5 protein-coding genes are annotated in these 13,770 nt (G+C 34.6%); 1 reads left to right on the top strand and 4 read right to left on the bottom strand.

Translation table 11 applies throughout. From position 1 onward, the window contains the following. Positions 1–12 precede the first annotated feature (12 nt). Positions 13–3,102: a gliding motility-associated C-terminal domain-containing protein gene (locus tag Q0856_RS14715; RefSeq protein WP_298506247.1), complete on the bottom strand. Its 3,090-nt coding sequence runs from the start codon at positions 3,100–3,102 to the stop codon at positions 13–15. A 375-nt stretch (positions 3,103–3,477) separates the two neighbouring features. Between Q0856_RS14715 and Q0856_RS14720 the strand changes: the two genes are divergently transcribed. Further along, on the top strand, positions 3,478–5,067 hold the full coding sequence (locus Q0856_RS14720; protein WP_298480873.1) for a peptide chain release factor 3: 1,590 nt from the start codon (positions 3,478–3,480) through the stop codon (positions 5,065–5,067). Between the two features lie 36 nt (positions 5,068–5,103). Here the strand turns inward: Q0856_RS14720 and Q0856_RS14725 are convergent, their stop codons facing one another. The 3 genes from Q0856_RS14725 to rpoB form a co-directional block, all read right to left on the bottom strand. Further along, entirely contained in the window at positions 5,104–5,415 is a 312-nt protein-coding gene (locus Q0856_RS14725) for a DUF3467 domain-containing protein (RefSeq protein WP_298480871.1), read from the bottom strand. A 107-nt stretch (positions 5,416–5,522) separates the two neighbouring features. Then, on the bottom strand, positions 5,523–9,821 hold the full coding sequence (rpoC, locus tag Q0856_RS14730) for a DNA-directed RNA polymerase subunit beta' (protein WP_298480869.1): 4,299 nt from the start codon (positions 9,819–9,821) through the stop codon (positions 5,523–5,525). A 57-nt stretch (positions 9,822–9,878) separates the two neighbouring features. Beyond that, on the bottom strand, positions 9,879–13,688 hold the full coding sequence (gene rpoB / locus Q0856_RS14735; protein WP_298506250.1) for a DNA-directed RNA polymerase subunit beta: 3,810 nt from the start codon (positions 13,686–13,688) through the stop codon (positions 9,879–9,881). Positions 13,689–13,770 lie beyond the last annotated feature (82 nt).

Raw genomic sequence — 13,770 nt, forward strand, 5'->3', positions numbered from 1 at the left:
CTTATTAATTGATTACTTACTTACGTATATATAACCGCTATCAGTTACTTGTTTAAGATTATCATTTTTATTTTGATACTCAAAGATATAAAAATAAACTCCTGAAGGAAGATACTCATCTGCACTTAAAGTAGATCTTCCTTTTGATCTACCATCAAAAACATTATTCTGATTATTATACTCATTTCCTTCATAAACCGCGACGCCCCATCTATTATATATCTTTAAGGAGTTATTTACTGCTCCATCGACTCCTCTAATAAATAAGAAATCATTTTTTCCATCTGAGTTTGGCGAAACAATTTGATTTATTTCAATTTCAAATATTTCTGGTGTATCGTCCGTTGCATCTAAATAATCTGGAGTACCATCATTATCCGTATCATCATTTGTTGGGTCACCATCGCCATCTGCATCTTCATCTGGCGTATTTATACCATCACCATCATCATCTAAATCTCTATAATTAACATCTTCGGTTCCATCCGTATCTGGCAAATCTGTCTGAGGATTATCTATCTCATCATTAACATCAAATCCATCATTTACATCACTGCCTTCGTAACCATCATCTAATCCATCGCCATCTGTATCTACTCCTGTATAAGTCTGGTCTGGAATACCATCGAAATTAAAGTCGTTACCCTCATTGTTATCCGGAACACTATCATTATCACTGTCTAAATCAATATAATCTTGTGTGTCTTCTCCGTCTGTATTTACTGGTGTTAATCCATTTGGATAAGCACTGTTTAATCCGTCATTAGATATATAAGTAGCTTCATCATCTTCATTTGGCGCTATATAACCTTCCGTAGTCTGAGCTTCTACATTATCTGGAATACCATCATTGTCAGAATCGATATCTAAATGATTTGGAATACCATCGTTATCACTATCTAATGGGTCTGTCAACGGATTATCATCACCATCTAAATTTGGATCTTCATCCATATCTAATATACCGTCATTATCATCATCTAAATCTGCATAATCTGGTACGCCATCACCATCAGTATCTGGACGATCATCTGTTGGATCTAAATAATCTGGTGTACCATCATTATCTGTATCATCATTTGTTGGGTCACCATCGCCATCTGCATCTTCATCTGGCGTATTTATACCATCACCATCATCATCTAAATCTCTATAATTAACATCTTCGGTTCCATCCGTATCTGGCAAATCTGTCTGAGGATTATCTATCTCATCATTAACATCAAACCCATCATTTACGTCACTGCCTTCGTAACCATCATCTAATCCATCACCATCTGTATCTACTCCTGTATAAGTCTGGTCAGGAATACCATCGAAATTAAAGTCGTTACCCTCATTATTATCCGGAACACTATCATTATCACTGTCTAAATCAATATAATCTTGTGTGTCTTCTCCGTCTGTATTTACTGGTGTTAATCCATTTGGATATGCACTATTCAATCCGTCATTAGATATATAAGTAGTTTCGTCATCTTCATTTGGTGCTATATAACCTTCCGTAGTCTGAGCTTCTACATTATCTGGAATACCATCATTGTCAGAATCGATATCTAAATGATTTGGAATACCATCGTTATCACTATCTAATGGGTCTGTCAACGGATTATCATCACCATCTAAATTTGGATCTTCATCCATATCTAATATACCGTCATTATCATCATCTAAATCTGCATAATCTGGTACGCCATCGTTATCGGTATCAGGACGATCATCTATTGGATCTAAATAATCTGGTGTACCATCATTATCTGTATCATCATTTGTTGGGTCACCATCGCCATCTGCATCTTCATCTGGCGTATTTATACCATCACCATCATCATCTAAATCTCTATAATTAACATCTTCGGTTCCATCCGTATCTGGCAAATCTGTCTGAGGATTATCTATCTCATCATTAACATCAAATCCATCATTTACGTCACTGCCTTCGTAACCATCATCTAATCCATCGCCATCTGTATCTTCTCCTGTATAAGTCTGATCTGGAATACCATCGAAATTAAAGTCGTTACCCTCATTGTTATCCGGAACACTATCATTATCAGTATCTAAATCAATATAATCTTGTGTGTCTTCTCCGTCTGTATTTACTGGTGTTAATCCATTTGGATATACACTATTCAATCCGTCATTAGATATATAAGTAGCTTCGTCATCTTCATTTGGTGCTATATAACCTTCCGTAGTCTGAGCTTCTACATTATCTGGAATACCATCATTGTCAGAATCGATATCTAAATGATTTGGAATACCATCGTTATCACTATCTAATGGGTCTGTCAACGGATTATCATCGCCATCTAAATTTGGATCTTCATCCATATCTAAGATACCGTCATTATCATCATCTAAATCTGCATAATCTGGTACGCCATCGTTATCGGTATCAGGGCAAATAAGAGGTAATAATTTTATTCCTATTCCGCTTGCAGCAACTGAATTTGTTGTGAAAAATTGTACCTCCGAAGCAGCTCCCCTAGACACCCAATCAAAACCACTACTTCCTCCTAACCCTTCATGAGCTGTATTATTTTCAACGTAATAGACATTGTCCTCTACTACTGACTTCAAAAGCTCAGATATGTTAGATATTAGTGAATATTCAACATTATCCAAACTAACAAACCCATCCCTAGCATTAGTCGCAAGACCTCCCGAATGGTGCACTATTGCAATTACCGGAACAGTTCCTGCGAATTTAAAGATTGGGGTTTGTTCATGAGTTATTCTAAAACCACTCCCATTACTAGCTGTACTTACTCCAGAAACACTTACAATAACACTACCGCTAGGTAAACCCCATTTATGGCTAATATCCAAATTTGCAGCTGAAAGACTACCATCACTTATCCCCGAAGAAAAACCGAAATCTACAGGTAATACACTCATTAAGTCAAAAGAATCACATCCATACTTTTCCAAATCAGTTCTACTCGTTTCAAAAGATGCATATATAGAGCCATCATTAACAAAATAGGTCAAATCTTTACTTGCGGCAAAAGTAGTGAAAGATGTTATCCATAATATTCCGCAAACAAACAGTTGCTTGAAATTAAAATTTTCATTGAAATAAGATGTAAATATTTCCATAAGTGTTAGTAATTTTAATTTTACTTATCACCATGGCTTGTAGATTATTTAATCAGGTAAGATGCTGGGAACACTATCCAATTTAATGCAAGATAAATCTAAAATTCCTTTCGTCAAATTCTTTTTATTCTATATGTTATTCAAAATCTTTAAAAAACATTTTTTCTCGTTGTATTACTGTTTTTTAAGAGGTTTCTTACTTATAACGAAAAAACAAACACTTTAGACGAATAGTAAATAAAATGAATTTCGTCCGATTAAAATGCATTTCGTCGATATTTATAAGAGATAAATTCAAAATCACCTCCTTACTTTTAATTTCATGTCTTATTTATAAAATCCTTTATTTACCGTATTTTTGCGCAAATTTATAGCATGGATTTTAAAACAGAAATTGAAAGAAGAAGGACATTTGGGATAATATCTCACCCAGATGCAGGTAAAACCACCTTAACAGAAAAACTCTTATTATTTGGAGGTGCTATTCAAGAAGCTGGTGCTGTCAAAAACAATAAAATAAAGAAAACCGCTACCAGTGACTTTATGGAAATTGAGAGGCAAAGAGGAATTTCTGTGGCAACTTCCGTTTTAGCTTTTATCTATGGTGACAAAAAAATTAATATTTTAGACACCCCTGGTCATAAAGATTTTGCGGAAGATACGTTTAGAACTTTAACTGCTGTTGATAGTGTTATTGTTGTTATTGATGTTGCAAAAGGCGTTGAGGAACAAACCGTAAAATTAGTGGAAGTATGTAGAATGCGTAACATACCAATGCTAGTATTCATTAATAAATTAGATAGAGAAGGAAAAGATGCTTTTGATTTATTAGACGATTTAGAACAGAAACTTGGTCTTAAGGTAACCCCTTTAAGCTTTCCTATTGGAATGGGATATGATTTTAAAGGAATATATAATATCTACGAAAAAAACGTAAACCTGTTTAGTGGAGATAGTAAAAAAAATATCGAAGACACAATAGCTATAGACGATATTCATAGTACTAAATTAACCCAATTAATTGGTGAAGCAGCAGCAAATACCTTACGAGATGATTTAGAGTTAGTAAGCGGCGTATATCCTGATTTTGATAAGGACGCATATTTAAAAGGAGAACAGCAACCAGTATTTTTTGGTTCTGCATTAAATAATTTTGGAGTAAGAGAATTATTAGATTGCTTTGTTGATATAGCACCATCGCCAAGAGCGAAAATGGCTGAGGAACGTTTAGTAGACTCTAACGAAAAAAAACTGACTGGATTCGTTTTTAAAATTCATGCAAATATGGATCCAAAACATAGAGACCGTTTGGCTTTTGTTAAAATAGTCTCTGGAACTTTTGAAAGAAACAAACCGTATCTGCATGTTCGCAATGGCAAAAAAGTAAAGTTTTCTAGCCCCAATGCTTTTTTTGCTGAAAAAAAGGAAATCGTAGATACATCATTTCCTGGGGATATTGTAGGGCTACATGATACGGGAAACTTCAAAATTGGAGATACACTAACCGAAGGCGAACAATTAAACTACAAAGGAATACCAAGCTTTTCTCCGGAACATTTTAGATATATAAATAATGCAGACCCATTAAAATCTAAACAATTATACAAGGGTATTGACCAGTTAATGGATGAAGGTGTTGCTCAACTCTTTACGCTAGAATTAAACGGAAGAAAAATTATAGGTACTGTTGGCGCTCTACAATTTGAAGTCATACAATATAGATTAGAGCATGAGTATAGCGCAAAATGTACTTACGAGAATCTTCCTGTGTATAAAGCTTGTTGGGTAGACGAGTCTAATAACAAAACGGATGAATTTAAAGAGTTCGTTCGGGTTAAACAAAAATTCTTAGCAAAAGATAAAAAAGGGCAGTTAGTTTTTCTAGCGGATTCTAGTTTTTCTTTACAAATGACACAACAAAAATATCCTAATGTTAAACTCCATTTTACTTCGGAGTTTAATTAAATAAAAAGGGATGAAATTAAATTTCATCCCTTTTTATTATGCTTCTCCTGTTGGACCAAAATTCATTGGTATAGGTGGTTGTTCATAATCTTTAATAGTTCCATGCGCCTTTTCAAAACGATCTACGTTATCACTTAAAGCCCTAAGAAACTTCTTTGCATGTTGAGGGGTTAAGACAATTCGGCTTTTCACTTTAGCTTTGGGTGCGCCAGGCATCATACTAATAAAATCAACAACAAACTCCGAAACAGAGTGGTTTATTATTGCTAGATTAGAATATGTACCTTCGGCAATTTTCTCATCTAACTCTATATTAATTTGCTGTTGCTTTTTTGATTCGTCACTCATAATTCTATCAATATTATCTTTCTTTTAAAACTCTAATAAAATAAAGTTAGTATAGAATATAACTAAAAAAATAACCCTCAATTTTCATCGAGGGTTATTTCTAGAAATTAAAATTTCAACGCTTCTTTGCGAGCCATAATTTCATCGTACTCTTCTTTAGAGCCAACGATTATATTATCATAATCTCGCATTCCTGTTCCTGCCGGGATTTTATGCCCAACAATTACATTCTCTTTTAAGCCTTCTAATGTATCTACTTTACCACTTACAGCAGCTTCATTTAACACTTTAGTTGTTTCCTGGAAGGAAGCAGCAGAAATAAATGATTTTGTCTGTAATGAAGCTCTTGTAATACCCTGAAGTATTGGTGTTGCCGTAGCCGCTACAGCGTCTCTAGCTTCAATTAAATTCTTATCTCCTCTTCTTAGAATAGAATTTTCATCTCTAAGTTCCCTTGCAGAAATAATTTGACCAGCTTTAATATTATCCGAATCTCCCGCATCCACTACAACTTTCTTTCCATAAATTTCATCATTTTCAACAATAAAATCTTGTTTATGAATTAGTTGGTTTTCTAAGAAAATTGTATCTCCTGGATCTACAATACGTACTTTACGCATCATTTGCCTTACTACAACCTCAAAGTGTTTATCATTAATTTTCACCCCTTGCAAACGATATACTTCTTGCACTTCATTTACTAAGTACTGCTGTACAGCTGATGGGCCTTTTATTTTTAATATATCCTCTGGAGTAGTAGAGCCATCCGAAAGTGGCATACCTGCTCGAACATAATCGTTTTCCTGAACTAAGATTTGATTAGAAAGTTTTACCAAATACTTCTTAACTTCTCCTAATTTAGATTCAATAATTATTTCACGGTTACCTCTTTTAATTTTCCCAAAAGAGACAACACCATCTATCTCAGAAACAACTGCTGGGTTCGATGGATTACGAGCTTCAAATAACTCAGTAACTCTTGGAAGACCTCCTGTAATATCACCTGCTTTTGCAGACTTACGTGGAATCTTAACTAAGATTTGACCTTCTTTAATTTTATCACTATCATCTACCATTAAGTGAGATCCTACTGGTAAATTATAAGAACGCAACACTTCATCATTGGCATTCTTAATTAGTAATGTCGGGATTAATTTTTTGTTTCTAGATTCTGAAATTACTTTTTCCTGAAAACCTGTCTGTTCATCAATTTCTACTTGATATGTAATCCCTTGATCTATGTTTTCGTAAGCAATTTGACCAGGGAATTCCGAAACAATAACTCCATTATATGGATCCCAAGAACAAATTACATCATCTTTCGCTATTTTGGCTCCATTCTCAATAAATAATTGAGAACCATAAGGAATGTTATTTGTACTTAATACAATTCCAGATTTAGCATCTACAACTTTTATTTCCGATGTTCTAGAAATAACAATTGTAGCAGGATTACCTTCTGAATCTTCACCAACAACAGTTCTTAAATCTTCAATTTCTGCAATACCACCCAACTTAGCGATAAGCTTATTATCTTCAGAAATATTACCTGCAATACCACCCACGTGGAATGTACGTAATGTTAACTGTGTTCCTGGTTCTCCAATAGATTGGGCAGCAACTACACCAACGGCTTCACCTCTTTGTACCATTTTATTAGTAGATAAGTTTCTACCATAACATTTAGCACAAATACCTTTTTTAGCTTCACATGTTAATGCTGATCGCACTTCCACTTTTTCTACTGGCGATGCTGAAATTTTCTTAACATCAGACTCCATAATTTCCTGCCCTGCAGAAAGTAATAATTCTTCTGTTAAAGGATTATAAACATCATGTAGAGAAACCCTACCTAATATTCTTTCTCCTAATGTCTCAACAATCTCTTCGTTCTTCTTTAAAGCTCTAACTTCTACACCTCTTAAAGTTTCACAATCTTCAATGTTAATAATAACATCTTGGGAAACATCCACTAAACGACGTGTTAAGTAACCTGCATCTGCCGTTTTAAGGGCAGTATCTGCAAGACCTTTACGAGCACCGTGAGTAGATATAAAATATTCTAAAATCGAAAGACCTTCCTTAAAGTTAGAAAGAATTGGATTTTCAATAATTTCACCACCACCAGCAGTAGATTTTTTAGGCTTAGCCATTAATCCACGCATACCGGTTAACTGACGGATTTGCTCCTTAGAACCCCTCGCACCAGAATCAAGCATCATATATACCGAGTTGAATCCTTGTTGATCTTCGCGAATACGTTTCATAGCCAACTCTGTTAGCATAGCATTCGTAGAAGTCCAAACATCAATAACTTGGTTATAACGTTCGTTATTGGTGATAAGACCCATATTATAATTTGCCATAATGCCGTCTACTTGACCATTGGCATCAGCAATCATTTCAATTTTTTCTTTTGGTATGATAATATCCCCTAAACTAAACGATAATCCACCTTTAAAGGCAAAATCATATCCTAAAGTTTTAATTCTATCTAAGAAATCTGCTGTAGTAGGTACATCCGTTACGGCTAAAATTCCACCAATAATATCTCGTAATGATTTTTTATTTAATACATCATTAATATAACCAGCTTCTTCAGGTACCTCCATATTAAACAATACTCTACCCACAGTTGTTGGTATAATTTTGTTTACTAACTCCCCTTCTTCATTAAAATCTTTAGCACGAACCTTAATTCCTGCATTAAGATTTACCATTCCTTCATTAAAAGCAATTTCTACTTCTTCATAAGAATAGAATGTTAATCCTTCACCTTTAATAGGCACCTCTGGGGTAGATTTTCTTTCCTTAGTCATATAATATAGACCCAAGACCATATCCTGTGATGGTACCGTTATTGGAGAACCATTTGCAGGATTTAAGATATTATGAGAAGCCAACATTAATAATTGAGCCTCTAAAATAGCCTCAGGACCTAATGGTAAATGAACTGCCATTTGATCCCCATCAAAATCCGCATTAAATGCAGTACATACCAATGGGTGAAGACGAATAGCTTTACCTTCTATAAGTTTCGGCTGGAATGCTTGTATACCTAAACGGTGTAATGTCGGAGCACGGTTTAATAATACTGGATGCCCCTTAAGAACATTTTCCAAAATATCCCAAACTACTGGCTCTTTTTTATCTATTATTTTCTTCGCAGACTTAACTGTTTTTACAATACCTCTTTCAATTAACTTTCGAATTACAAAAGGCTTATAAAGCTCAGCCGCCATATCTTTTGGAAGGCCACATTCAAATAATTTCAATTCTGGTCCTACAACAATAACCGAACGAGCAGAATAATCTACACGCTTACCAAGTAAGTTTTGACGGAAACGCCCTTGCTTACCTTTTAATGAATCAGAAAGTGACTTTAAAGGTCTATTAGATTCCGTTTTAACAGCAGACGCTTTACGTGTGTTATCAAATAATGAATCCACAGATTCCTGAAGCATACGTTTCTCATTTCTAAGAATAACTTCTGGAGCCTTAATTTCTACTAAACGCTTTAAACGGTTATTACGAATAATAACTCTTCTATATAAATCATTTAAATCTGAAGTAGCAAAACGACCACCGTCTAATGGTACTAATGGACGTAATTCTGGTGGAATAACCGGAATTACTTTCATAATCATCCACTCTGGCCTGTTATCTCTATTTTCTTGAGATTCTCTTAAAGCTTCTACAACCTGAAGTCTTTTTAAAGCTTCTGTTTTTCTTTGCTTAGATGTCTCTGTATTAGCTTTATGCCTTAATTCATATGACAATTCGGTTAAATCAATTCTAGCTAATAAATCAATAAGACACTCAGCTCCCATTTTAGCTATGAACTTATTAGGGTCTGAGTCTTCTAAATACTGATTTTCTTGTGGTAATTCCTCTGCAATATTAAGATACTCTTCCTCTGTTAAGAAATCCATTTTCTTAACTTCCTCTCCTTCTGGACCTTTTGCAATACCTGGTTGAATTACTACATAACGTTCGTAGTAGATAATCATATCTAACTTCTTAGAAGGTAATCCAAGAAGATATCCAATCTTATTAGGTAAAGAACGGAAGTACCAGATATGAGCTACAGGAACAACTAAATTAATATGACCTACTCTATCTCTACGTACTTTTTTCTCTGTAACCTCTACCCCACAACGATCACAAACAATACCACGGTAACGAATTCTTTTATATTTACCACAAGCACACTCATAATCCTTAACAGGACCAAAAATACGCTCACAAAAAAGACCATCTCTCTCTGGTTTGTGTGTTCTATAGTTAATAGTTTCAGGTTTTAAAACTTCACCTTTAGACTCTCCTAATATTGCCTCAGGAGATGCTAATCCGATGGATATTTTATTAAACCTTTTTATTGGGTTATTATCTTTTATTCTAGCCATAATATAATGGTGATACTAAATTAACAATGTGTTCTTAAATCGTTTTATCCGATCTGACTATTCCTCTAATCTAATGTCTAAACCTAAACCTTTAAGTTCATGCATTAATACATTAAAGGATTCTGGTAATCCAGGTTCTGGCATTGTTTCGCCTTTAACAATAGATTCATATGTTTTTGCTCTACCAATAACATCATCGGATTTAACCGTTAATATTTCTCTCAAAGTAGCAGACGCACCATATGCCTCTAGAGCCCATACTTCCATCTCTCCAAAACGCTGACCACCAAATTGTGCTTTACCACCTAATGGTTGTTGTGTAATTAGTGAGTAAGGTCCTATAGAACGAGCATGCATTTTATCATCTACCATATGCCCTAATTTCAACATATAAATAACTCCTACTGTAGCTGGCTGATCAAAACGCTGACCTGTACCACCATCATGAAGATATGTATGTCCAAATCTTGGTATACCTGCTTCATCAGTGTATGCATTAATTTGATCTAAAGTAGCACCGTCGAAAATTGGAGTACCAAACTTTTTACCAAGTTTAAGACCTGCCCAACCCAATACTGTTTCATATATCTGTCCTATATTCATACGAGAAGGTACCCCTAACGGATTTAATACAATATCCACTGGCGTTCCATCTTCCAAGAAAGGCATATCTTCATGACGAACTATACGAGAAACAATACCTTTGTTTCCGTGACGTCCTGCCATTTTATCTCCAACTTTAAGCTTACGTTTTTTCGCAACATAAACTTTCGCTAACTTTATAATACCTGCTGGCAATTCATCTCCTACAGAGATAGTAAACTTATCTCTTCTAAGGTTCCCTTGAAGATCATTTAATTTAATCTTATAGTTATGTAATAAATCTGCTAAAGAAGCATTTGTTTCTTTATCTGTTGTCCAACTTCCACCAACTAAGTGAGCGAAATCATCAACAGAATTCAACATCTTCATAGTATATTTCTTGCCTTTTGGCAATACTTCTTCCCCTAAGTCATTTAATACACCCTGCGACGTTTTTCCATTAACTAAGACAAACAATTTTTCAATCAAAATGTCTTTTAGTTGTTGAAATTTAACTTCGTATTCTAATTCTAAATTAGAAATAGCTTCTTTATCTTCTGAACGCTTGCGCTTATCTTTAATAGATCTAGAGAATAATTTTTTCTCAATAACCACACCTCTCAAAGATGGAGACGCTTTTAAAGAAGCATCTTTTACATCACCTGCCTTATCACCGAAAATTGCTCTCAATAATTTTTCTTCTGGCGTTGGATCAGATTCTCCTTTTGGCGTAATTTTACCAATTAAAATATCTCCAGGCTTAACTTCAGCACCAATACGAATCATTCCATTTTCATCCAAGTCTTTTGTCGCTTCTTCTGAAACATTTGGAATGTCATGCGTTAATTCTTCTGCTCCTAATTTTGTATCACGAACATCTAAAGAATACTCATCTACATGTATAGATGTAAATATATCTTCTCGCACTACTTTTTCGGAAATTACAATCGCATCTTCAAAGTTATACCCTTTCCAAGGCATAAAGGCAACCACTAAGTTTCTACCTAATGCTAATTCCCCTTTTTCTGTTGCGTATCCTTCACAAAGAACTTGCCCTTTTTTAACTCTATCTCCTTTTTCAACAATAGGTTTAAGGTTAATACTTGTTCCTTGGTTTGTTTTTCTAAATTTAACTAGTTTATAGGTTTTAGAATCTTCTTCGAAACTAACTAATCTTTCATCGTCAGTACGATCGTATTTAACCGTAATTTTCTGAGAATCCACATACTCAATAACACCTTCTCCTTCGGCATTAATTAATACTCTAGAATCTGATGCTACTTGACGCTCTAAACCTGTACCTACAATTGGTGATTGCGGTTTTAATAATGGTACTGCCTGACGCATCATGTTTGATCCCATCAATGCACGGTTGGCATCATCATGCTCCAAGAAAGGAATAAGAGATGCTGATATAGATGCAATTTGATTAGGAGCAACATCCGTAAATTGTATTTCTGATGGATCTACAACTGGGAAATCTCCTTCTTCCCTTGCTATTACTTTGTCTGAATCAATAGTACCATCTTCTTTTTTAGGAATATTTGCCTGCGCAATTTTCATTCCTTCTTCTTCTTCGGCACTTAAATATCTAAACTCATCCATATCCACCTTAGAATCCGTAACCTTTCTATACGGAGTCTCTAAGAACCCCATTGGGTTAACTTTAGCAAAAACAGCTAAAGAAGAAATAAGACCAATATTTGGACCTTCTGGTGTTTCAATAGGACATAATCTTCCGTAATGCGTATAGTGAACATCACGAACCTCAAAACCTGCTCTCTCTCTTGATAAACCTCCTGGCCCAAGTGCAGATAATCTACGCTTGTGTGTTATCTCTGCCAACGGATTCGTCTGATCCATAAACTGAGATAATTGGTTTGTACCAAAGAAAGAGTTAATAACCGATGATAAGGTTTTTGCATTAATCAAATCGATTGGTGTAAAAACCTCGTTATCACGAACATTCATACGTTCTCGAATGGTTCTTGCCATACGAGCTAAACCAACACCAAACTGAGAAGACAACTGTTCCCCTACCGTACGTACACGACGATTAGAAAGGTGATCAATATCATCAATCTCTGCCTTAGAGTTAATTAATTCGATTAAATATTTAATAATCGTTATGATATCAATTTTGGTTAAGACCTGCTTATCCATTCCGATATCTAATTGTAATTTTTTGTTCATTCTATAACGACCAACTTCACCTAAGTTGTAACGCTGATCAGAGAAGAATAATTTATCAATAATACCTCTTGCAGTTTCCTCATCTGGCGGTTCTGCATTACGTAATTGACGATATATATGCTCAACAGCCTCTTTTTCAGAGTTTGTTGGATCTTTCTGTAATGTATTATGAATTATAGCATAATCGGACTGCGCATTATTTTCTTTATGTAATAATACCGTCTTAACATCCGCATCCATAATTTCTTGAATATGATCTTTTTCAAGAATGGTGTCACGATCTAAAACAATTTCATTTCTTTCAATAGATACCACTTCTCCAGTATCCTCATCCACGAAATCTTCATGCCAAGTATTCAAAACTCTAGCCGCAAGTTTACGACCTAAAACTTTCTTTAATCCTGCTGCAGATGCTTTAACCTCTTCAGAAAGGTCAAAAATCTCTAATATATCTTTATCTCTTTCAAAGCCTATAGCTCTAAATAAAGTAGTAACAGGTAATTTTTTCTTTCTATCAATATATGCGTACATAACGCCATTGATATCTGTTGCAAATTCTATCCAAGATCCCTTAAAAGGAATTACTCTTGCAGAATATAGCTTTGTTCCATTTGCATGGAAAGATTGTCCAAAGAATACCCCTGGAGAACGGTGTAATTGAGAAACTACAACTCTTTCTGCACCATTAATTACAAATGTACCACTCGGTGTCATGTAAGGAATTGTACCTAAATATACATCTTGTACAATAGTCTCAAAATCCTCATGTTCCGGATCTGTACAATATAATTTAAGTCTAGCTTTTAATGGTACACTATATGTAAGTCCACGTTCAATACATTCTTGAATTGAATATCTTGGTGGATCTATGAAATAATCTAAAAACTCCAATACAAACTGATTTCTTGTGTCAGTTATTGGAAAGTTTTCCATGAAGGTGTTATATAATCCTTCATCTCCTCTTTGATCAGATTTTGTTTCAAGTTGAAAGAAATCTTGAAACGATTTAATCTGAATATCCAAGAAATCTGGATATTCCGGAGTGTTCTTAGCGGATGCAAAATTTATTCTTTGAGTCTGATTTTTGAACATCTATGGACAGTATTTTGATCGTGAATACTAAATGGGTTGTATACTACTTTATATACATATTATATAAAAAGGCTTAGGTCTA

Source organism: uncultured Maribacter sp., from assembly GCF_947496775.1.
In the GTDB taxonomy this organism is placed as follows: domain Bacteria; phylum Bacteroidota; class Bacteroidia; order Flavobacteriales; family Flavobacteriaceae; genus Maribacter_B.

Excerpts from the sequence above, each read along its gene's own strand:
- Q0856_RS14715 (WP_298506247.1), bottom strand. The coding sequence starts at position 3,102 with ATGGAAATATTTACATCTTATTTCAATGAAAATTTTAATTTCAAGCAA.
- Q0856_RS14720 (WP_298480873.1), top strand. The coding sequence starts at position 3,478 with ATGGATTTTAAAACAGAAATTGAAAGAAGAAGGACATTTGGGATAATA.
- Q0856_RS14725 (WP_298480871.1), bottom strand. The coding sequence starts at position 5,415 with ATGAGTGACGAATCAAAAAAGCAACAGCAAATTAATATAGAGTTAGAT.
- rpoC (WP_298480869.1), bottom strand. The coding sequence starts at position 9,821 with ATGGCTAGAATAAAAGATAATAACCCAATAAAAAGGTTTAATAAAATA.
- rpoB (WP_298506250.1), bottom strand. The coding sequence starts at position 13,688 with ATGTTCAAAAATCAGACTCAAAGAATAAATTTTGCATCCGCTAAGAAC.